The following is a 22655-nucleotide window of genomic DNA, read 5'->3' as shown; positions in this document are numbered from 1 at the left end:
GATGATCGGCAAAGCGGTACTGACGGTCTTGCTGGCAACGTGTGCAGGTTCGGCGCTGGCGGACACGCCGCCCGTCGATCATGTGGCGGTGGCGGGCTTGCAGGCTCCGGCCAAAGTCATCGTCGATCGCTGGGGCATTCCCCATATCCGCGCGGGCAATGTTCATGACGCCTTTTTTGCCCAGGGCTGGAACGCTGCGCGCGATCGGCTGTGGCAGATCGATTTGTGGCGCAAGCGCGGGCTTGGGCTGTTGTCGGCGAGTTTCGGCCCCTCTTATGCGGCGCAGGATCGCGCGGCGCGGCTCTTGCTCTATCGCGGCGACATGGCGGCGGAATGGGCCAGCTATCCCGCCGAAGCGCGCGACGAGGCCGAAGCGTTCGTGGCCGGGATCAACGCCTATGTCGGCCAGATCGCTGCCGGGCATGCGGTCTTGCCGAAAGAGTTCGTGCTGACCGGCACTGTGCCCGATCGCTGGAGCGCCGATGACGTCGTGCGCATCCGCAGCCATGCGCTGGTCGGCAATCTGGCCGACGAAGTCGAACGCGCGCGGCTGGTGTGCAAGGGCGGCACGCCGTTTCTGACGCTGCATCGGCGGATCGAGCCCGCGCACGAACCGCGTGTGCCTGCGGGGCTCGATCCGTGCAGCATCCCCGCCGATGTGCTCGATGCCTATTTGCTCGGGACCAGGGGCGTAAGCTTTGCGCCGGGTCCGCTGGCGCAGGCGGGTTTGCCCGATACCGTCTGGGCGGAGAATCTCGATCGCGCCAATCAGCAGGAAGGGTCGAACAACTGGGTCATCGATGCCGCCCATTCGGCGACCGGGCGCCCGATCCTCGCCAACGATCCGCACCGCGCGCATGGCGTTCCGTCCCTGCGCAGCGTGGTCGATATGGCCGCGCCGGGCTTGCACATTGCGGGCGCGGGCGAGCCGTCGTTGCCGGGGGTCAGCTTTGGCCACAACGAGACCGTGGCCTGGGGGCTGACGATCTTTCCCGCCGATCAGGAAGATCTCTACGTCTATGAAACCAGCGCCGAGCATCCCGGCGCCTATCTTTATCAGGGGCAATGGGAACCGTTCCGCGTTGTCCACGAAAGCATTGCGGTGCGGGGCGAAGGCCCGCGCGATGTGGAACTGGCCTTTACCCGCCATGGTCCGGTCATTCATCGCGACGGGGCCCATGCCTTTGCCTTGCGCACGGTGTGGAACGAGCCGGGCGGCGCGGGCTATTTCAATGCGTCGTGGCTCTATCGCGCGGACAAGTGGGCCGATTTTACGGCGGCGCATAACCGGTGGTCGGCCCCGCCGCTCAATCTCGTCTATGCCGATACGCATGGCGACATCGGCTGGCGCCCGTCCGCGTTCATTCCGCAGCGCAAGGGCTGGGACGGCATGATGCCGGTGCCGGGCGATGGCCGCTATGAATGGCAGGGGATGATGCCGGGGCCGGACTTGCCGGAAATCCGCAATCCCGCCAAAGGCTTCGTCGCCACGGCCAATGCGCTCAACATGCCGCGCGACTGGCCTTTTGAAACGCGCCCGATCACCTTCGTCTGGTCCGACCCGTCGCGTATCGACGAGATCGAGGCAAGGCTGTCGGCCAAATCCAAATTCACCCTCGACGACATGACCGCGCTGCAGACCGACACCACCAGCCGCCTTGCGCTGCGGGCGACGGCATTGCTGAACGGGCTCGAAACCGACGATGCCGATGCGCGCGCCGCCGTGGCGCTGCTCAAGGGTTGGGACGGCAACGAAAGCGCCGACAGCGCGCCCGCAGCCTTGGCCGAAGTCTGGCTGGCCAGCCATCTCGTGCCGATCACGGCCCATGCCGTGGCGACAGGCGAATTGGCCAAGGCGCTTGAGGATTCGGGCGCAGGCGCGGTGATCGACTGGCTGGCGCGCGGCGATGCGCGGCTGGGCGGCGATCCGGCGGCGACGCGGCGGGCGATTCTGGTCGCTTCGCTGGCCGAGGCCTGGCGCGATGTCGTCGCGCGGCTGGGTGCCGATCCCGCGCGCTGGCGCTGGGGCGATCTGCACCTTGCGCAATGGTCTCCGGCGATCCTGCCGCGCGTGCCGGTGGGCGAACGCGGCCAATGGACGGTCGGCCCGCTCGGCGTCGGCGGATCGGGCAGCACGCCGATGGCGACCTGGGACGCGCGCAACGCCTACAATGTCGGCGGCGGCGCCTCGGTGCGCATGGTGCTCGATGTCGGCGCCTGGGACAATTCGCGGATCATCAACAATCCCGGCGCCTCGGGCGATCCCGACAGCCTGCATTACCGCGACTTGTTCCCGCTCTGGGCGGCCGGGCGCACTGTCCCCTTCGTCTGGAGCGATGCGGCGGTCATGGCGGCGGCCGACCGGGTGATTGCGCTCGATCCGGCGAAATAGCATTCTTGCTCCGGGCCGCTACACGCGTCATGCTGCGCCGGTTTCAGCAGAGGGGATGGCGATGAACACGGCGAAACGGACGCTCGCGGCACTGTTGTTGGGGGCGAGCCTGATTCCGGTGGCGGTGCAGGCGAAAGAGGCGGTCGATCTCATTCTTCACGATGGGCAGGTGTTGACTGTCGATGCGGCCTTTTCGATGCGATCCGCCGTTGCCGTGCGCGGTGGGCGGATTGTCGCGACGGGGGGCGAGGATGTGCTCGATCGTTACAGCGCGCGCCAAGTGATCGACCTGCACGGAGCGACGCTGCTGCCGGGGTTCATCGATACCCATCTCCATCCGATTCCGGTGGGGCCGAGCGACATCAATCCGCTGACGGCGCATTCGATCGTCGAGATTCAGGCCATGGTGCGCAAGAAAGCGGCGGAGCTGGGCCCCGGCAAATGGATCACCGGCTATGGCTGGCAGGAAGCGGCGCTTGCCGAAAAGCGCAATCTGACCCGCGCCGATCTCGATGCCGCCGCGCCGAACAATCCGGTCCTGCTGGTGCGCGCCGGGGCACATTCGGCAACGGCCAATTCCATGGCGCTGAAAATCGCCGGGATCGACCGTAACACCCCCGATCCCAAAGGTGGGCTGATCGAGCATGATGCGACCGGCGAACCGGCCGGGGTGATCCGCGAACGGCAGGACATCGTTGCGCGCTTTATCCCGCGACCGACCTGGGCCGAGATGAAAGCGCCGATGATCCGCACCTTGCAGGACTTTCTGGCGCTCGGCATCACCAGTTTTCACGATGCCAGCGGGAATATCGATGACGAGCCGGTGGGGCAGGGCGGGATTGCCGCGTCAAAGCCCGGCGAAGAAGTCGCCAGCGGCCAGATGACGTTTGCCCGTGCGCGCGCGCTCTATGCCGAAATGGGCGATCGTCTGCCGCGCCTGACGATGTATATCTCCTATCCCGGCGCGGATCGGCTCAAGGCGTTTCCCCATCACACCGGCTATGGCGATGATCGCGTCCGGCTCGGCGCGATCGGCGAAAACCTTGTCGACGGGGGCTTTACCGGGCCGACCGCGTGGTTGCTGGTCGATTACAAGGGGCAGCCGGGTTTTCGCGGCAAGGGCCGCTACAGCGATGCCGAATTGCAGGACATGGTCGACACCGCCAATCGGCTCGGCTGGCAGATGGGGCTGCATTGCATCGGCGATGCCGCGATCGTGCAGACCGTCAACGCTTATGCCCGATCGCTCGAAACGATCCCCGATCCCGCGCACGCGCCCGATGATCGCCGCTGGTTTACCGACCATTTCACGATCATGCCGCCCGATGCGACGATGGCGACGATGGCGCGCGATCACATCTGGATCGCGCAGCAGCCGAACTTTCTCTACAATCTTGAAAACCGCTATGCCGCGCTGCTCGACGACTGGCGGCTGGAACACAACAATCCGATCGCGACCCCGGCGCACAAATTCGGCATTTTCATGGCCTTCAGCAGCGACAACCTGCCGGTCGGGCCCTTGGTCGGGCTCTATGCCGCGATCACGCGCAAAGGGCCGAGCGGCACGGTCCACGGTGCCGAAGAGGCGGTCGGGCGCGCCGAGGCGATCCGCATGTACACGGCCAATGGCGCCTATCTGTCGCGCGAAGAGCATGACAAGGGCACGCTCGAACCGGGCAAGCTGGCCGACATGATCGTGCTGTCGTTCGATCCGCTGACCGCCGATCCGCAAGGGTTTCTCGACGGCCATGTCGCGATGACCTTTGTCGGCGGCAAACAGGTCTACACCCACCCCTGAGGGAAAGGCTGCCCGATGCGAAAGTCGATCTGCGCCGCGCTCTTGCTCGGCTGCACCAGCCCCGCGCTGGCGGCGGACCCGACCGAGGCGCTGTTGCGCGAGCTGAGCGAAGCGCCCGGCCCATCGGGTTTCGAGGAAGCGGTGCGCGCGATCATGGTGCCGCGCATGAAGCCGCTCGCCGATGATCTGCGCTATGACGGGCTCGGCTCGGTCATCGCGCGTCAGGGCAGCAGCGGCCCGCGGATCATGCTCGATGCGCATATGGACGAACTGGGCGGGGTCTTGCGCCGGGTCACGCCCGATGGCTTCGTGTCGATGCAGATGCTCGGCGGCTGGCTCGATCAGGCGCTCGCGGGGCAACGCTGGGTGATCATCGGCAGCAAGGGCCCGGTCCACGCGGTCAGCTCGATCCGCGACATTCACCTCGCCCCCGCCGAAGAGCGCGGCGCGCTGATCAAGCGCGATCAGGTGTTTCTCGACGTCGGGGCAAGAACGGCGGGCGAGGTCGCGGCACTGGGGATTGCTCCGGGCGATCCGGTGGTTCCCGACAGCGGGTTTCAGGATCTCAACGGCACCGGCAACTATGCGGGCAAGGCGTGGGACGATCGCGTGGGTTGCGCGGTGCTGTTGCTGGCGATGGAGCGGCTCAAACAACTCGGCCATCCCAACCAGATTTTCTTTGTCGCCACCGTGCAGGAAGAAATCGGCCTGCGCGGGGCACGCGCGTCGAGCGCGATCGTTCATCCCGACATCGGCATCGCGATCGAAGGCGGGGTCACCGGCGATTCCGGCGGCGCGCATCCCGAGGAATCACAAGTCAGACTGGGGGCCGGGCCGGGCGTGTTTCTGTTTGACAGCAGCGCGCTGCCCAATCGCAAGCTGGTCGCGCTGATCCGCAAGGTCGCCGCCGATGCGGGCGTGCCGCTGCAAGTCGACCTGGTGCAGGGCTATGGCGATGATTCCGCCGAAATGCAGACCGTGGGCGGCGGGGCGCCGACGGTCAATCTGGTCGTTCCGGCGCGGTATACCCATGTCCATACCGGGGTGATCAACCGCCGCGATTTCGATCGGACGGTCGATCTGGTGGTCGCGCTGTTGCGGCGGCTCGATGCCCGGACGGTGGCGGAACTGCGCGACTTTACGCCCTGATCCGGCCCATCGGGCATGGCCTGATCAGGCTCTGGTGTGGGCGTATTCGGCCAACAGCCGATCGCGGTCCATCCCGTGCCCGGTCGGTTCGGGATCGCCGCGCATGGCCGGTTCGACAAGCGTGATGGTGCAATTCAGCAGCCGTTCGCTCAGTGTTGCGTTGGCCGCGCCGCAAGTCCGGGCATATTGCCACGAAGTTCCGTCCAGGCAGTAGAGCGTCATGGCCAGATCGAACAGCGCCGCATCGCTCCATTTCGCCCCGAGCATCAGCAGCAGTTCGACCAGGCGCTGCGCCAGATCGATCGCATGGAGCACGTCGAGCCGCTGGATTTCCGGGATCAGGAAGACCGCGTTGGCCAGGCTCTGGTCAAAATCGACGCTTTGTTCGGCGGCCTTGAGCGCGCGGATATAGGCGGTCAACGCCGCGCGCCAGTCGTCATCCGGGCGCACGGCCAGCCGCGTTTCCTCGCCCATCGCGCGGACCGTGGCGATCTTGTTTTCATAGACCTTGCAGACGATCGCCTCCTTGTTGGGAAAGAGGCGATAGACCGTGCCCACCGCGACGCGCGACTGTCGGGCGACGGACTGGGTGGACAGTCCGTCGATCCCTTCGGTCTTGAGGATATGGTGCGCCGCCTCGAGGATCGCGTCGAGCGTGCGCGTTCCGCGTTGCTGTACGGGCAAGGTTCGCTGTTCGAGGTTGCGCCCGGCCCGGGCGACAGGCTTGATCACGCGCAGAGTCTCCTTGCGCGGCCTCCTGTCATGCGTTGGGCCTGGTGTAAACCAGCTTGCCCCGGAACCATGTTTTCAGCACGCGGGTCTTGCCGATCGCCTCGGGCTTGGCCTGATGCTCGAGGTCGAGAATGTCCTGATCGATCAGGATGAAATCGGCCGATTTGCCCATGGTGATCGATCCGAATTCGCGATCGCGACCCATCGCCCGCGCGCCGTCGATGGTATAGGCCTGCAAGACCTGGCTCAGCGCGATCCGCTCTGCCGGATTGGCCGGGGGCTGCCCCGGAACGGCGCGGGTCACGGCCAGTTGCATGTTTACGAACGGCTGCGGATCGGGCGTGTTGACCGGGGCGTCGGACCCGGCAACCAGTATCCCGCCCGCGTCGCGTGTCTGGCGCACCGGATAGAACTGCCGCTCGTAATAGGAATCCGGGTTGTGAAAGGCCTTGTAGCCGGTGCCGGTGATCCGCTCGAAAAAGGGGACGACTGCCAGGTCATACTCGGGTTCGACATTGGCCCAACTATACGTGTAGGCCAGAAACAGGTGATCCTTGCCGATGCGGGCGACGTCTTCGGGCGCCACGATCTGCAAGTGCGCGATGGTATCGGGCAGGTGATCGTTGCCATCGGCCGCGCGCGCGCCTTCGATCGCGTCGATCGCGGTGCGCACTGCCGCATCGGCAATCGCATGGATATGCAGGGTGAAACCGGCCAGATGCGCGGCCCGGGCATAATCGAGGATCACCTGACGGTCATGCTGCAACCGGCCGGAACTGATCGTGCATTGGGCAGGCGTGTAGCCATGCGCGCGCGCAAAGGCCGCCGCGGTCGCCGCGTCGGAAAATTTCGCCGGATTGGCGCGCACGGTGGCGCACAGGGCCGAGCCGGTATCGACATAGCCCTTGACGATCAGCTTGCCATCGGCGCCGGGGCCGAAGATGGGCTGCAGATAGGGTTTGAGCGAGGGCGCATCGGGCAGCGTCGGCGGGTTGGCATAGGGATTGCCCTCCAGCACGCCGTCGGCGAAAATCTTGATCGCTTCGGCCCGGATCAGGTCGTCGCCTGCATATTTCGTGCGGATCGACCGGGCCTGATCGACCACCGCCTGATAATCGATCGCGCCGTTGGCCGTGCGGAACTCTTCCGGATTGTAAAGCTGCATCAGATTGACGCGGAACGACATTTTTCCCGACTGACGCAAAAGATCGTAATAGGGCAGCATCGCCGGCGTGACATAGGCATCCTGCACGGCGGTAATCCCCGAACTGGCGAGGCGCTCGGGCACTTTTTCGGGGTGTTGCATGATTGCGGCGAAATTGACCGTCAGCAGGTCGGGGGAGCCGAGCGCCACGCGCGCATCTTCGTTGACCGTGCCGTCGGGTTCTCCGGCCTGATCGACCCCGACCAGCTTGACATAGTCGGCCAGATCGCCGGCCAGCGTCGCCTTGCTGAATCCGACGACTTTGCCCATCGCGTTTCGCGCTTTGGCCAGTGCCATGCTGTTATAGGCGCCATGGTGGCCGTCATTGCCGAGCAAGGCGACCGGATGGTCGCGCGATGCGCGGTCGAGCGCGGCGCGGAAATTGGCGGCTTCGGGGCCGGGTTCGTTGCCTTGCGAGAAATTCCACTGCGACACGGCGACCCATTCGCCGGGCTTGATCTGAAAGCGGCGAATGCATTCCTGCACGAACGGCGCGAGATCCTTCAGGCTGATCGGTCGGGAATCGAGCGTGCATGACGGGACGTCGGCGGTCGCCAGCGGATGAATATGCGCATCGACCAGCCCGGGCAGCACGACGCGTCCACCGGCATCCTCGACCGTGGTGCGGTCGCCGACAAAGGCCAGCGCCCCCTGATGATCGCCGACATAGACGATGCGTCCATCGCGCACGGCCACCGCCTCTGCACTTGGGCGCGACTGGTCTTCGGTAACGATCCGCGCATGGTCGATGACCAGATCGGCGGGCGCTGCGGCCATCGCCGGGCCGGCGCAAAGGCCTGCCCCGGCCAGCAGAATTGCCTTGATGTTCATGGTCTTTCCCTTGTTTCCTGACAGTCTTTGGCAGGTCAATAGCGATAAGTCGCGGTCAGCCCGGCGGTCATTGGGCGGAAGGTGAAATCGCGGTGCACCGAATTGCCCAGCACTTCGGAATAGCGCGTGAGCAAAGGCCGTGAATTGAACAGGTTGTTGACGAACGCCGACACGTCGGCGCGGCCAAAGCGAACCCCGGCGCGCAGATTGACGAGCTGGGTCTGCGGTGCCGGAACCGCCGCCGCATCATAGCCGCCGTTGGCCGTGTCGAGCAGGGGCGTGGTCGACGACCGCGAATGATAGGTATAATCGACCCGCGCATAGCTCTGCGCCGCGCTGGACAGCGCCCGTTCATAGGTTGCACCGACCGTGCCCGACCACGGCTGGGTGTCGATATGGTCGCCCTTTTGCACCAGATACGGGATGGTCTGGGTAAACGTTGCGCTGGTATAGCCGATGGCGCCTTCGAGGGTGAAACCGTCGAACGGTCGGATCGTGATCTGCGCATCAAAGCCGTTGGACTTTGCCTTGCCGAGATTGTCGACAAACTGCTGACCGCAATTGCTGACATAGATCAGCTGTTGAATGTTGCTCCAGTTGACGTGATAGGCGCTGGCGGCAATTTCGAGATGGCGGTCGAACAGCTTGGTCTTGGCCCCGAGTTCATAGCTCCACAGGCTGTCCGAGCGATAGGTCAGCGGGACGCTGGAATAGCCCTGCGCCCCGATGTCGCAGAAATCCGACAGCGGCGCATTCGACCCGCCGATGCGATAGCCTTTGGCGGCCGTGGCATAGAGCAGGGTGCCGGGGTTGGCCTGATAGGCCAGCGCAAACTTGGGCGTGACCGGCGTTTCGGTGGTCGACGTGCGCGGCGCGATGATCGTCGCGCCGGCGAACGGGCCGGTCGACGATCCTTCGCCGATAAAGGTCGCCACCGCGACACGCAGCCCCGCCGTGACTTTCAGCTTGTCGGTCAGATGATAGTTCAGCTCGCCGAACACCGCCGCCTGGCGATCCTGGCCCGTGCTTTGCGCGATCAGCGAATATTGGTTGTCGATCAGCGGCTGGCCCATCACGTCCTGCGGCGAACCGCCGAGCACTTCGCCGAATTTCGGATCGGAGATGGCTTCGTGGGACCGCTGCTGCGAAGTCGACAGGAACAGCCCCGCCACCCACGACAGCCGTGTGGCGCGATCGGTCGATTGGGCGCGCAGTTCCTCGGTCCACGACGTCTGCACATTGCGCATCGCCGCATAAGCGGAATAGCCGGTGTCGCCCGCCACGAAATTGTTCGGCGGGGAAAAGATCGCCGGGATCAGCGTCGAATAGTCGTCGATCGCATTGTCGACCCGGTCGAAGTACGAGGTGTTCGAGATCAGGTTGACCCCCGGCAGATCGAGCTGAATGCGGATCGCGGGCAGGACAAAGGTATCGTGATCGGGCTGGGCCAGCGGCTGACCGTTGAGCAAGTGCCCGCCGTCCTGCCCCTCATAGCCCTCCCAGAACGTGCTGATGTCGTGGACCTTGCGATCCTGGACCAGCACCGACGGGCTGATGCTGAGATTGTCGGCGGGTTTCCAGGTTGCCGCAAACCGGCCGACGACGCTGTCGGTGTGATTGGCGTTGCGCTCGATCGGGGCCTGTCCATTGAGGGCAGGGTTCATGTTCTGACGGTCGATATAGCCGCCTTCGTGCTGGGTCCAGATGCTGGCGCGAAAGCCCAGCTTGCCCGCGATGATCGGTGCGCCGAGCGCCACGCCGATTTCCCCGCTCGCATCGCCGCCCTTGGTCGCGGACACTTCGGCGCGGCCATAGGCCGATACCGCATTCAGGCTGGGCTCGGGGGTGATGAAGCGGATCGCGCCGCCTTCGGCCCCGCTGCCGAAGAGCGTGCCTTGCGGGCCGCGCAACACTTCGACGCGGTCGAGGTCAAACACCATCGGATAGGTGTTCGTCGAGGAATAGCCGACGACGCGCGTCTGGATCGGCGTGTCGTCGACATAGATCCCGGTCGTGGCCGAGCCGACCTGCGAGCTGATCCCGCGGATCGAGATGTCCGCCTGCGATCCGAATCCATTGGGATTCAGCGTGACGCCGGGGGTCATCGTCGAGATGTCGGCGATCCCCTTTATCCCGCGCTGGTCGAGCGCCTTTTCGTTCATCGCCGATACGCTCTGGGCGATCTTGGACAAAGGTTCGGCATGGCGGGTGGCGGTGACCACGATTTCCGCCGGTTGGCCGGCTTCGGCTTCGGCGGCCTGCGCCTGAGCCCCGGCAAGGCCGAGCCAGATGCAAGGAGCAATCCGCAAACTCTGTTTCAGCCGTGCGCTGCGCTGTCCGGTCATGTCTGCCCCCATCTTTATATGAATATGAATTCATATTCATGTTGTCGGAACGGCGAGTCAAGCGCCTGTTTGTAAAAAAAGGGGCCTGCCCGAACTGGCGCAATGGCCGCTTGCCCATGGCATGTGCCGCCGCATACACCCACCGCCGACGCAGATCGTTGAAAGCTCCCGATTCATGACCGCTCGTTTGATGGTTTTTGGCCGTACCTGGATCATCGCCTCCGTTCTGGCGGTGCCGCTGCTGATGGTGGCGCCCGCCCGCGCCGATGACGCACCGCTCAAACAGCCGGGCCTGTGGGCGCAGGACTATCTGCACCGCGAGGCCGATCCCGCGATGCGGTTCGGCACGCTGCCCAATGGTCTGCGTTATGCGATCATGCACAACGATACGCCCAGCGATGGCGTCGCGATGCGGCTGCGCATCGGGTCGGGCTCGTTGAAGGAGCGCGACGACGAACAGGGACTGGCGCACTATCTCGAACACATGGCATTTCGCGGCAGCACGCATATCGCCGATGGCGAAGTCGTGCGCATGCTCGAACGCCACGGTTTGCGCTTTGGCCCCGATACCAATGCCTTCACCGCGCAAGACGAAACCGTCTACATGTTCACCTTTCCCAAGGCCGATGCAGACGCGCTCGATACCGGGCTGACGCTGTTTCGCGAAATCGGCGAGCGGCTGACATTGGCAGGCGCGGCGGTCGATGCCGAACGCGGGGTGATCCTGTCGGAAGAGCGGCTGCGCGACACGCCGCCCTATGAATCGATCAAGGCCAATCTCGGCAATTCGCTGGCCGGGACGCGTCTGCCGCAGCGCTGGCCGATCGGTCTGACCGAAACGATCAAGGCCGCCACGCCCGAACGTCTGCGCCGCTATTACGAAGCCAACTATCGCCCCGACAACGCCACGATCGTCATCGTCGGCGCCATCGACCCCGCCAAAGTCGAGGCCGAGATCAAGACGCGCTTTGCCGACTGGAAACCGGCGGCACCTGCCGACCGGATCGATCCCGGCATACCGCGCCCGGCGCATCCGGCAGCAGAATTCGTCGCCGCCGGGGTGCCCGATGCGCTGAGCCTGTCGTGGCAGCGCCCGGTCGATCCGCGCGCCGAAACGATCGCCTATGACCGCGAAAAGCTGGCCGAACTGGTCGCAATGACCATTTTCAACAATCGCCTCGGCGATCGCGCCGCGCGTCCGGGTAGTCCTTATGTCGAAGCACAGGGGCAGATTTCGGCCTCGCTCTATGGCGTTGCCGCGCTGACGTTCGTGCAGATTTCCGCCGCGCCCGAAAAATGGCGCGAGGCCCTGGCCGCCGTCGTCGAGGAACAGCGGCGTCTGATCGCCGATGGCGCGGGTGAGACCGACCTGAAGCGTGCCCTGACCCAGACCACGACGATGCTCGAAGCCGCAGCCGCCAATGCGACGACGCGCAAGGACGGCGACATTGCCGACGCCTTGGTCTCCGCCGTCAATGACGATCAGGTCTTCACCAGCCCGGCGCAGGATCTTGCGCTGGCCCGGCCGATGCTGGCCGCGCTGACCCCGGCGGACATCGGCGCCGCGCTGAGCCGGGTCTTCGCCGGTGCCGGGCCTGTGCTGTTCCGCGCGGCGCAGGCCGGGCCCGTCGGCACCCCCGCGCTCGAAGCCGCGCTGGCGAGCGATCAGCACGCCGCGCTTGCCGCGCGCGCCGTCGATGCGGCGGTGGTCTGGCCCTATACTCGCTTTGGCACGCCGGGCAGCGTTGTTGCGCGGCAGGACGATGCCGCGCTCGGCACGACGACGGTGCGCTTTGCCAATGGCAGCCGCCTGATGGTCAAGCCGACCGCATTCGAAAAGGACCGCATCACGGTCAAGGTCTTGCTGGGCAACGGCCGCGCCGGGGCAGATCCGGCGCAAATTCACGCGCTGTGGGCCACAGCGATGCTGCCGACGGGCGGCACGGGCAAGCTGGCGGCGGGCGACATCGAGCGCTGGGCCCAGGCTGGCGGCCGCACGATCGCGACCGAGATGAAGGCCGACCCGCGCGCCTTCGTGCTCGGCGGGACCACGCGCCCCGCCGATTTCCAAAGCGAAATGCAAGTGCTTGCCGCCGAAGCGCGCGATGCCGGGTTTCGCCCGGAACTGGGTGACAAGCTGGCCGCGATCGGGCCGATGATCGCGGGGCAGATCGATGCCAATGCCGGTGCGGTGTTCAGCCGCGCGCTCCATCGCCTGCTGACCGGCGGCGACACGCGCTATGTCGATGTGCCTGCTGCCGCCGACATCGCGGCGACCCGCGCGTCGGACTTGCCGGTGTTGGTAAAGGATGCGCTGGCGGGCCCTGCCGATGTTGTCGTGGTCGGCGATGTCAAAGTCGATGACGCCATTGCCGCGATGCAGGCGACGTTTGCCGCAGGCCCGGCGCTGCCCGCGCGCGCCGACGTGGCCGCGCGCCCTGTCTTGCCCGCGCCTTCTGCCGATCCGCATGTCGCGTATCACACGGGCCGCGCGGATCAGGCCTATTATGGCGAATACTGGCTGCTGCCCGATTATTTTACCGATCCGCGCCTCAGCTACACAGCGCGTGTCGCCGCCGCCGTTCTGCAATCGCGGTTGATTGACACGGTGCGCGAAAAGCTCGGGATTACCTATACCCCGATGACCGACGCCGCTGCCTCGGTGCAATTGGCGGGGCTGGGCTATCTCGGCGCGGTGCTCGAAACGCCGCCGGCCAATTTTCCCACATTCCGCGCGATTCTTGCATCCGAATTGAAAGACCTCGCGGCAAAGCCGGTGACACCCGACGCGCTTGACCGCGCCCGCCGCCCGCTGGTCGAAGGCCGGATCAAGGACATGGAGAGCAATGGTTTCTGGGCGACCTGGCTGCCGCTGGTGCTGCGCGATCCGCGCGTGCGGCAAGCGGTGCTTGAATCCAGGGCCGGGTTCGGCGCGGTCAGTGCCGAAGACGTCCGCGCGCTGTTTGCCCGGATCGCCGCCGACACAGCGCCGCTGACCGTCGAGGCGCGCGCCAAATAAGGATGGCGATTTTTGTGATCACAGTGCCATAGTGGGCGCAACGAATCATCCTTTGGGGGAATTGTGCCATCATGAAAGCCCGCCTGCTCGCGACGATCGCCGCGGTTCTGCCGCTTCCGGCGCTCGCCCAGCCCGCTGCCGACACCGTGCTGACGGGCGGGCAGATTCACCTGCTCGATGCGGCTGACCGGGTCGTTCCTGCGCTGGCGGTCCGTGACGGGCGGGTGGTCTATGTCGGTGCCGATGCCGGGGCGAAGGCGCTGGTCGGGCCCGGCACGCATGTCATCGATCTGGCGGGCGGGGCGGTCATGCCCGGCCTGATCGACGGGCACATGCATCCGCTGGCGGGCGGGCTAGGCCTGCTTTCCTGCACGCTCGACTATCGCCGGCTGACCATTCCCGAAATTCAGGGGATCATTCGCGGGTGTCTGGCCAAGGATCCCGGCGCGGGGGATGACAAGTGGCTGGTGGTGATCAACTGGTTTCAGCAGGAGACCCAGCCGCTGGGTGTCGAAACGACGCGCGCGCTGCTCGACGCGCTGCCGACGAAGCGGCCGATCCTGATCTCGTCGTCGTTTGGCCATTCGTCGCTCGCCAACACCCGCGCGCTCGAACTTGCCGGGATCACCGCAAAAACGCCCGATCCCGCTGGTGGCCAGATTCATCACGATGCCGCAGGCGCGCCGACCGGCCTGCTTGAAGACATGGCGCAAGGCCTGGTGACCGACAAAGTCCCCCCGCCGAGCGAGGCAGAAACCCAGGCCGCCGCGCGCGCCGCGCTGGCGGCGATGGCGCGGCAGGGGATCACCGGCTTTCTCGACGCGGTCGCGCCGCCGAGCGACATTGCCGCCTTTGCCGCCGTCGAAAAGCAGGGCGGCCTGACCGCGCGCGCCCATTTCGCCCCGTTGATCGAGCCCAAGGACGGCCCCGCGCCCGATGCGGCGATTGCTGCAATCGTCGCGCTGCGCACCCAATACGATCAGGGCGCGCTTCGCCCGCAGCCCACGATCACGGTGCGCAATGTCAAGTTGTTCATGGATGGCGTGATTACCGCGCCTGCGCAAACCGGTGTCATGCTCGCCCCTTACTGGACCAATCACGGCAGCGCCGACCACCCCGATTGGCGCCCCGGCCCGACCACCGGTCCCGCGCCCTATTTCCCGCCCGCCGTGCTTGCGCCGCTGATCGAGAAGATCGCCGCGCTCGGCTTTGATCCGCACATGCACGCCGACGGCGATGGTGCGGTGCGCATCGCGCTCGACGCGGTGGCGGCCTTGCGTGCGGCGCACCCTGCCTATGATACCCGCCCGGCCATCGCCCATGACGAGATCGTCGATCCTGCGGACTATGCGCGGTACAAGGCGCTGAACGTTGTCCCCGTGCTGTCACTTCAATGGGAAAAGCGCGCCGCCGACACCGTGCCCGGCGCACGCGATCAGATGGGGCCCGAACGTTTCGCCCGGCTCGAACCGTCAGGTTTCCTTGCAGATGCCGCCGCGCCGATCGCCTATGGCAGCGATTGGCCGGTCGATCCGCTGGACGAATGGTTTGCCTTGAAAGTCGGCGTCACTCGCCGGAACGACCCCGCTGCGGGCGCCGACTACGTGGCGCCGCTGCCGGGCCCCGGCCTGACTCTGGCGCAAACCGTCCATGCGATCACCACCGGGGCGGCCTATGAATTGCGCGAAGAGACGGTCGCCGGCTCGCTCGAACCGGGTAAATTTGCCGACCTCATCCTGCTCGATCATGACATTTTCCACGATGCCCCCGACACGCTGGCCAAGACCACGGTCAAGTTCACCATGGTCGGCGGAAAAGTGGTCTATACGGCGGACGCGAAGGACAAGACGGCGAAGTAATTGACAGCGGGGGGCTGACACACGCCGCATCAAGCGCCTATGCCGACGGCCAAAGCACAGGAGGCGTCATGGCCGATCTTTATCTGAAGGCGCTCGAATCCGAGCGCAAGGCATTGTGGGCAACGTGTCGGCTCAAGGGCCTGTCCAAGGACACCCCCGAACGCCAACGCATTGCCGCGCTTGACGAACTTTTGCGCGAACACAAGGCGAAGCGCAAAGCCTGAACGCGGCGTCCTGCGCCTTCTACACCATGCGCCGCAAAAGGCCGATGGGGCGGATCAGGGTGTGCAGGATCACGCCTGCGACATGGAGCACGATCAGGCCCGCCAGTGTCGCGCAGCCGGCGCGGTGGGCCCAAAAGAACAGACGGAGCGCCTGATGCGTGGGCGGGCCGCCGTCGAACGGTGTCGGCACCGTCATCAGCCCGAACAGACTGTAGCTTTTGGGCACCATCAGATAGCCGCTGATCAGCACTTCGGCGATCACCGCGTAGAGCGCGTTCTGGACCATGCGGGCAGGGCGGATCTGCGCGGGGGTGAGCCCGGCGGGCGGCGCAGGCTGGCGGCGGACCATGCGCCACCACAGACGCAGCGGAAACAGCACGATCAGCACGCTGGCCAGCGACATGTTGAGCCGCGACAGCATGGTGTGCACAGGCCCCGGCGCGATGAAATGCAAGCCGTAGCCGACGATGGTCGCGTAAAGGATGCCCACCGCAAAGATCCAGTGCAGCGCACGGGTCAGCGGGTCATGGCGAGCGATGTGCGCCGCCGGTGACAGGCCGCCGGGGGGATTCCCGATCGTGTCCGGCTTTACCTCGCGAACGACCGATTGGGGCAAGCCTCGTCCTTTCCTGTCGAACGGCACCGACCATTGCAGTCTGGTCGGCGCCAATCCGCGCCTCTTAGCCGATGTGCCGGAAATATCGACCGCGATGTGTCTGTTTGCCTGCAAGAATCCCCGTAAAAAATGATCTGCTGCAATCTGCTCGGTCATTCAGGCGGGGCGAGGATCGCGGGCGCCATCTGTGCGAATGTCGGAACATTGTCGGGGATGGCGTGCCATGCCGGGGCTGATGCGGTGTAGATGTGCATTTGGGGGGCTAGGTCGGCCGTGTCATCGAAGGCGCCGACCTTGACCGGTATGAACGGCTTGTGTTCGGGGACGCTCCACAGCGGGGTGCCGCAGTCGGGGCAGAAAGCGCGGATGACTTTGTCGCCGCTGTCGCCCCTGTCGTGGAATTCGTGCGGAGTGCCGCGCGTTATGGTGATAACGCCTTTGGGAACGAGAGCGACGTAGTTGGGGCCGCCGCCCGCGAATTTCTGGCAATTGCGGCAATGGCAGGCGCCGGTTCCCAGCAGTGGGGCGTCGATGGTGAAACGGATGGCGCCACAGGCGCAGCCTCCTTCGCGATGCATGGCAAATCTCCTTGTGCGGTGGTCGATGTGCAGCTCTTGCCATGGCGCTGCTGCCACCGTTATGTCAGCAGCCTGACAGCAGGGCGGAACCATGCGACGAACCGAGCGGCTTTTCCGAATCATTCAGATCTTGCGTGGCGCGCGCCGGGCACAGACGGGGCGCGACCTGGCCGTTGAGCTGGAAGTGTCGCTGCGCACGCTGTATCGCGATATTGCCGAACTGATCGCGCAAGGGGTGCCGGTGCGCGGCGAGGCGGGGACGGGCTATGTGCTCGACAAGGGCTACGATTTGCCGCCGCTGATGCTGACGGCGGATGAACTGGAGGCGGCGGTGCTCGGTGCGGCGTGGGTGGCGGGGCATGGCGATCCGCAATTGGCCAACGGCGCGCGCGACCTGATTGCCAAGCTGAGCGCGATCGTTCCGGCGGACTTGCGCCCGATCCTGCTCGACGCGGGATCAAAACCGATCAGTTTTGCCCAGCGTCCGGTCGACGGGATCGATGTCGCCGCGCTGCGCCGGGCGATCCGTGACCGGCATAAAGTCGCCATAGTCTATACCGATGCGCAAGGGACGGTGACGCAACGCGTGATCTGGCCGATCTTCATCGCCTATATCGAACACGTGCGCGTGATCGTCGCCTGGTGCGAAACGCGGCAGGATTTTCGCCATTTCCGCACCGATCGGGTCGAGCGGTTAAGCCCCGTCGGCACCGGCTATCCTGCCCGGCGCGAAGCTTTGCTGAAAAGCTGGCAAGCAGACTTCGACCGGAAACAGGCCTGATTCGCCCAGGATTAGCGGAAATTGACCGGCACGGAAAATGCGAGGTCTGCCTCAGCCAGGTCCGCAGGCGGTGGCGGGAAGGGGGCTGCATCTTTCACGGCGCGCAAGGCCAGCCGATCGAGCAACACGATCCCGCTTGATCGGGCGATATCGGCGGATACGAGATGGCCGGTATGATCCAGTCGAAATTCGACCAGCGCACTGCCTGCAAGCTCGATTCCCGCAGGGCGATGCATCTCGATCCGTTGCCATAACAGGGCGGTATAGGCGGATTGTTCGCGATGCGCAGGTGCCGCCGCCACAGGCGCCGGGGGCGGCGGCGAATTGTCCTCGGCAGATTGCGCCAGAGGCGTTGCGGATGCCATCGCCGTGGTCGAGGGTATCACAAGTCGCTGCGCGTCCTGGCGCGGGGCAGCCTCGGCGACGCGATCCGTGACGGCATGCACCTTTGCGGGCGATGGTGATCGCGTCGGCGTGGGCGGCGTGGTCAGATTGACCAGCGTCAGCCCGGCGGTGCGTGGGGGGAGCACCGGTGCGGCGGTTCCTGCTGAAAGAGCGGACAACGCTATCAACGCCAGACCGTGAACGCCTGCCGATGCGGCCAGTGCCCAGGGGCGCAGGCGCGCCGTCGCGGACGGAGAGTACCCGCCGATACTCTCCGCCGCGATTGTTGGCCGATCATGATCCCGCTGCAAGGCGTTGCAGCGGCTCGCCCGGCTCATGTCAGAACCGGGCGGACAGCCCGAGATTGAACGACCGACCGCGCCCCGGCACAGGCCGGATCACGGTGCCGCCGCTTGCGGTGTAATCGCCCAGCGAGATGCCGCCGAGCGGCAGGGCATAAGCCGTGTCGAACAGGTTTTCGACATCGAGGCTGACCCGGACAACGCCCCATGAATAGGCCGTGCGCAAGTTGACCAGGGCATAGGCCGGTGTCGTCGGTTCGTTGCGCGCCGGATCGACGCGGGTCTTGGTCGACACGGCTTCAAGATCGAGCCCGCCCTCGAACCCGCCGATGCGGTGGGTCAGCCCGGCTTTGATGTCGAGCGGCATCTGGTGATAGAGCGGCGTGTGAGCGGTCAGGTTTTGCCCATGGACATAGGCCAGCGATCCGGTCAGCCGGGTCTGGCCCAGGGCGCCGCCATTCCACAGCGGAACCGCGCCGGATACGTCGATGCCGTACAAGGCGGCCTCTTCATTATCGAACTGCAATTGGGAAAAGCCGGTGGGCATGCCCATCATATTGGTAAAATTCTTGACGAAGCCCGCATCGATGTAGTCGTTGACATGGGTGTACCAGGGTTCGACTTTGACGAACCAGCCGGATTTGCCGCCGCCGCTGGCGGTGACCGCGACGCTGACTGTATCGGCGCGTTCGGGCTTGAGATCGAGATTGCCGATATAGCCGTTGCCGTCGCCGAACCAGCCGATCATGCTGCTCGACATGCCGCCCGTACCCCAGCTGTAGCGTTCATAGAGATTGGGCGAGCGCGCCTTGTGCGCATAGCCGAGCTCGGCCACGACGCCGGAGGCGGGGGCCCATGATACCAGCGCCGATGCGCTCCAGTTGTCATCGGCGCGCCGGTGATCGGCGGCGTTGAACGCCATGGCCGCCATGTCGTCGGCCATTTGCATCATGCCGGTGCCATAAGGCGCGACCTGGCCGGTGTTCATCACCACCCGGTCGAGCCGGGCGCCGATCAGCGTCGAAAGCCGATTGCCCCATTTCGATTCCAGTTCGCCATAGAAGCCCAGCCGATCGCGCGTGCCGCCGTTGATATTCTCATAAGTATTGGGCCCCATCATCATGCTGCCGGCGACGGGCGGCCACCAGTCGTCGAGCGTTTCGGCATGGTATTCGTGGCCGAGATGCACCGTGTTGCCCGCCGCGACCGGCACGTCGAGCTTGATCGTATAGCCGCCCGAACGGACGCGCGTATTCATCGGCATGCCGCCATCGGCATAGCCGCCTTTGTCGGGCAGGAAATTCATGCGGTGATCGACCGCCTGGTAATTGCCTTTGAGATCGATCGCCGCCCAGCCCAGATCGTCATGCCAGTGGCCGTTGACAAACCAGGCCTTGTTGCTGGTCATATCCATGTATTGATTGGGGAAACCTTCATAGGGCGCATAGTGATAGCCGCCCTTGATCTCGATCAGGCCCAGATTTCCCTGATAGGCGAGCGCCAGTGTGTGATCGGTCTTGCGATATTCGGTCGAATGGACTTCGCCCAGATTGCCGCCGCCCCAATAGCGCCCGGCCGAAGCAAACGACCCGCTATAAGTCGCGCTGAGGCTTGAAGAGGCGACTGCCACTTGCGCGCCCACGCCTGCGGCGCCGTCATTGCTGCGGAAAAAGGCCGATGCCTCGCCTGTGTAAAGCAAGCCATCGCCACGGGCAAAGCGCGGCGCGGGGCCATTGACCGCAATGATCGCGCCGATGCTGTCGCCGCCCAGGCTGACCGGAGCGACCCCGGTGATCACCCGGATCGAGGCCACCGTTTGCGGGTCGGTATAGGATAGCGGCGTATTCATGTCGTTTGGACAGGCGGAATCGACCGGATGGCCATCGACGGTCATGCCCAGCCTTTGTTCGGACAGACCGTGGATGGTCGGCATGCTGGAAAAGCCGCCGCCGGTGTTGGCGGCAATGCCCGCGATCGCGGAGAGCAGAGCGGCGGTGTCGCTGCTGTTGCTTTGTATCGCGCGGATCGCGTCGCGTTCGATCCGGTCGGCCGTGGCCTGTGTGGCCGCAGGCGTTGGCGCGCTGTCGACATCGACCGGAGGCAGCGGCGTTGCCTGCTGGGCCATGGCGGGTTGCGATACCGAGGCGAGCAGCGCCACGGCGAGCGATGAAGCGTGAAATTTCATGAACAAGGATCCCGTCTTGAACGGTTGCATGGCCGAGGATCATGACCTCGGCCTGCGCAAGGCAAGGCGCGCGCCGAGCGGCGTCGCGGTCACGGCAAAATCGATGGCTGATCGGGAAAAAATGCGCGGCGCCAGCATCTGGGCGCAGCAGAGCCAAGGCTCAGATCAGCGCGATCGCGCCGGGAGGGCCGCGCGGGGGCGGCAGGGCATGGAAAGTCCGCAAGGGCGCGGGGGCCATGCGCGGGGGAAAGGCGGGCGCCGACGCAAGTATCGGCGCAATCGTCAGGGGAACGCCGGGGGCATCGGCAAGACCCATGCCGCCCAATACGGCGTAAGGACAGACGCTGGTGGTTTTGCCGTGATCGGTCCGGCCATCTTCGGTCTTGCCTGTCTGCGGCAGGGCGATTGCGGCAAGCGTCTGGTGCTGTGTGCCGTCACAGATCGCGATGACGATCGATCGCGTTTGCGATTCGATCATGGTGCCGGCGGGTATCAGCGCCTTCAGCGCAAGCGCGAGCACCACGACAAGCGCGGCGAGGCCGCGATGGTGCTGAAAAAACGCGCGCAATTTCCCCATGACGATGGCTGCTTACGAGCAATCCGCAGGCTTGTCACCGCGCCAGATCAAATCGCCGGGGCTGCAAACGATTTGCGATGGCCCCCGGCGAAGGATGGTCAGCGTTTGACCGCGACCAGTGCTTCGGGCGCGTCGGCCAGGATCGCGAGCATGGCGGTCCAGGCGGCGACGTTTTGGCGCAGTTGGTCCGGATCGATGCGGTCGAGAGTGTCTTCCGCAGTGTGATGCACGTCGAAATAGCGCAGCGCCGACTGGTTGAGATCGATGCCCGGCGTGCCGAGCGCGAGCATCGGTTCGACATCGGTGCCCCCGTCGACCAGTTTTCCGCCGTGGACCACGCCGAGCGGGGCAAGCGCGGCGGTCAGGCGGGGGATCACGGTCGCGGCGCTGTCGGGAAAGGCTGTGCCAAAGCGCCAGACGCGATCGGCGCCAAGATCGCTTTCGGCGGCAAGCGCGTGGGGTTCGCCGGCGTGCGCTTTGGCATAGGCCTGTCCGCCGAAACCGCCGGTTTCTTCATCGCCGAACCAGACGACGCGGATCGTGCGTCGGTGCGGCCCGGCCTGCATCAGCAGGCGCGCGGCGGCGGTGGTGATCGCGACGCCCGCGCCATCGTCGATCGCGCCGGTGCCCAGATCCCAACTGTCGAGATGGCCGCCGATCACGATCACGCCCGCCGCCGGATCGGTGCCGGGTACTTCGGCAATGACATTGCCCGACGGCCGCGTGCCGAGCTGATGATCGTCGAGCTCGAGGTGCAGCATGACCGGCCGGTTGTCTGCTTGGCCCAGTTTGACCATGCGTTCGAGGTTTTCGGCGTCGGACACCGACAGCGCAGCGGCGGGGATCGGGGTCACGCCGGGGGCAAAGTCTGTCGCGCCGGTGTGGGGTGCGCGGCTGTGGTCGGTGCCGATCGAGCGGATCACGATGGCCGCTGCGCCGCGCCTTGCGGCCTCGCTTGGCCCCATGAAACGCGCACGGCCTTCGCTGCCATAGCTTGATGCGTCCTGCGTCGGCTGCATCGCGTTGGTGACGAAGGCGATCTTGCCCTGCAGGCTGCCGACGGGGGCCAGCAACAGATCGTTGAAGCTCGCGAACCAGGCAATCGGCAGAGTGAGGCCGCCGGGCGGGGTCGGCGCCGAATTGCCCAGGCCCGCGATATGCAGCGGCTGCGCATAAGGCGCGACCACGGCGGCGCTTTCGGCACCGCGCTGCCATGCGGGCAGCGTGAAAGGCTCGACATGGACATGGGCAAACCCCAGCGCCTTGAGCCGCGCCACCGCCCAGTCGCGCGCGCGGCCCTCGGCCTCGCTGCCGTCCGGGCGCGGGCCGATTTCCGTGGTCAGCCCGGTAACGACCTCCAGCGCGGTATCATCATGCAGCGCACGCTCGCGCAAGGCGGCGACTGCCGGATCGACGGGGGCAGGCGTTTCGGCGCCCTGCTTTCCGGGAAGGGGGGGCTTGCCGGGAAGGGCGGGCTTGCGGAGCAGGGGCGCTTGCTGCGCCGTGGCGGCACCGGCCAGCAAAAGCGATGTCGTGAGGGCCAGTGCAGACAGTTTCATGGGCGATTTTCCGTTTCGGGACGAAGCGATGGGGTGAGCCTGACCTAAGCGGTTCATCAGGCTATCCGCAAACGCTTTTGAGGTTCGCGCGATGTGTCACGCAGCGGTCACGTGCAACAG

Annotated in this window: 16 protein-coding genes; 7 read left to right on the top strand and 9 right to left on the bottom strand. The window is 65.5% G+C overall.

The features are described from left to right. Position 1: 1 nt before the first annotated feature. The 3 genes from AQZ50_RS17520 to AQZ50_RS17510 all read left to right on the top strand — a co-directional run bounded on the left by AQZ50_RS17520 (position 2) and on the right by AQZ50_RS17510 (position 5339). Complete coding sequence (locus tag AQZ50_RS17520; protein ID WP_067748249.1) at positions 2-2392, top strand: penicillin acylase family protein; 2391 nt, start codon at positions 2-4, stop codon at positions 2390-2392. Positions 2393-2453: 61 nt separating this feature from the next. Continuing rightward, complete coding sequence (locus tag AQZ50_RS17515) at positions 2454-4190, top strand: amidohydrolase (RefSeq protein ID WP_082703767.1); 1737 nt, start codon at positions 2454-2456, stop codon at positions 4188-4190. A 15-nt stretch (positions 4191-4205) separates the two neighbouring features. Then, a complete protein-coding gene (locus tag AQZ50_RS17510; RefSeq protein WP_067748247.1) occupies positions 4206-5339 on the top strand; it encodes a M42 family metallopeptidase in 1134 nt (377 codons plus the stop codon). A gap of 24 nt (positions 5340-5363) precedes the next feature. Here the strand turns inward: AQZ50_RS17510 and AQZ50_RS17505 are convergent, their stop codons facing one another. The 3 genes from AQZ50_RS17505 to AQZ50_RS17495 are packed head-to-tail and all read right to left on the bottom strand — an operon-like array spanning position 5364 to position 10451. Next, positions 5364-6071, bottom strand: coding sequence for a TetR/AcrR family transcriptional regulator (locus AQZ50_RS17505; RefSeq protein WP_067748245.1), 708 nt, complete (start codon positions 6069-6071; stop codon positions 5364-5366). A 28-nt stretch (positions 6072-6099) separates the two neighbouring features. Continuing rightward, positions 6100-8106, bottom strand: a complete 2007-nt coding sequence (locus tag AQZ50_RS17500; RefSeq protein ID WP_067748243.1) for an amidohydrolase — start codon at positions 8104-8106, stop codon at positions 6100-6102. 35 nt (positions 8107-8141) lie between these two features. After that, positions 8142-10451: a TonB-dependent receptor gene (locus AQZ50_RS17495; protein ID WP_067748241.1), complete on the bottom strand. Its 2310-nt coding sequence runs from the start codon at positions 10449-10451 to the stop codon at positions 8142-8144. 175 nt (positions 10452-10626) lie between these two features. Here AQZ50_RS17495 and AQZ50_RS17490 point away from each other — a divergent pair, with 175 nt between their 5' ends. From AQZ50_RS17490 to AQZ50_RS20795, 3 genes are all read left to right on the top strand, one after another. Then, the gene (locus AQZ50_RS17490; RefSeq protein ID WP_197412544.1) at positions 10627-13470 is read left to right on the top strand and encodes a M16 family metallopeptidase; all 2844 of its coding nucleotides are present in this window, start codon (positions 10627-10629) and stop codon (positions 13468-13470) included. Positions 13471-13541: 71 nt separating this feature from the next. After that, entirely contained in the window at positions 13542-15329 is a 1788-nt protein-coding gene (locus tag AQZ50_RS17485; protein ID WP_067748237.1) for an amidohydrolase, read from the top strand. A 68-nt stretch (positions 15330-15397) separates the two neighbouring features. Then, a complete protein-coding gene (locus AQZ50_RS20795) occupies positions 15398-15553 on the top strand; it encodes a hypothetical protein (protein WP_197412543.1) in 156 nt (51 codons plus the stop codon). A gap of 19 nt (positions 15554-15572) precedes the next feature. On the opposite strand, the gene AQZ50_RS17480 is transcribed toward AQZ50_RS20795, so the two are convergent. Continuing rightward, the gene (locus AQZ50_RS17480; RefSeq protein ID WP_231730385.1) at positions 15573-16169 is read right to left on the bottom strand and encodes a cytochrome b; all 597 of its coding nucleotides are present in this window, start codon (positions 16167-16169) and stop codon (positions 15573-15575) included. A 152-nt stretch (positions 16170-16321) separates the two neighbouring features. Beyond that, positions 16322-16747, bottom strand: coding sequence for a GFA family protein (locus AQZ50_RS17475; RefSeq protein WP_067748235.1), 426 nt, complete (start codon positions 16745-16747; stop codon positions 16322-16324). 91 nt (positions 16748-16838) lie between these two features. On the opposite strand from AQZ50_RS17475, the gene AQZ50_RS17470 reads away from it, so the two are divergent. After that, positions 16839-17528 (top strand): helix-turn-helix transcriptional regulator, encoded by a 690-nt coding sequence (locus AQZ50_RS17470; RefSeq protein WP_067748234.1) that lies wholly within the window; start codon positions 16839-16841, stop codon positions 17526-17528. Positions 17529-17539: 11 nt separating this feature from the next. On the opposite strand, the gene AQZ50_RS20195 is transcribed toward AQZ50_RS17470, so the two are convergent. The 4 genes from AQZ50_RS20195 to AQZ50_RS17450 form a co-directional block, all read right to left on the bottom strand. Continuing rightward, positions 17540-18058, bottom strand: a complete 519-nt coding sequence (locus AQZ50_RS20195; protein WP_231730384.1) for an energy transducer TonB — start codon at positions 18056-18058, stop codon at positions 17540-17542. A 193-nt stretch (positions 18059-18251) separates the two neighbouring features. Continuing rightward, the gene (locus AQZ50_RS17460; protein ID WP_067748289.1) at positions 18252-20399 is read right to left on the bottom strand and encodes a TonB-dependent receptor; all 2148 of its coding nucleotides are present in this window, start codon (positions 20397-20399) and stop codon (positions 18252-18254) included. 160 nt (positions 20400-20559) lie between these two features. Continuing rightward, entirely contained in the window at positions 20560-20976 is a 417-nt protein-coding gene (locus tag AQZ50_RS17455; protein WP_067748232.1) for a DUF2946 family protein, read from the bottom strand. Positions 20977-21074: 98 nt separating this feature from the next. Next, complete coding sequence (locus AQZ50_RS17450) at positions 21075-22535, bottom strand: M20/M25/M40 family metallo-hydrolase (protein ID WP_082703757.1); 1461 nt, start codon at positions 22533-22535, stop codon at positions 21075-21077. Positions 22536-22655: the final 120 nt, after the last annotated feature.

This window comes from Novosphingobium sp. Fuku2-ISO-50 (assembly GCF_001519055.1).
GTDB lineage: Bacteria > Pseudomonadota > Alphaproteobacteria > Sphingomonadales > Sphingomonadaceae > Novosphingobium.
Note: the sequence above shows the minus strand (reverse complement) of the source record. Positions and strands in the feature narration are given on the sequence as shown.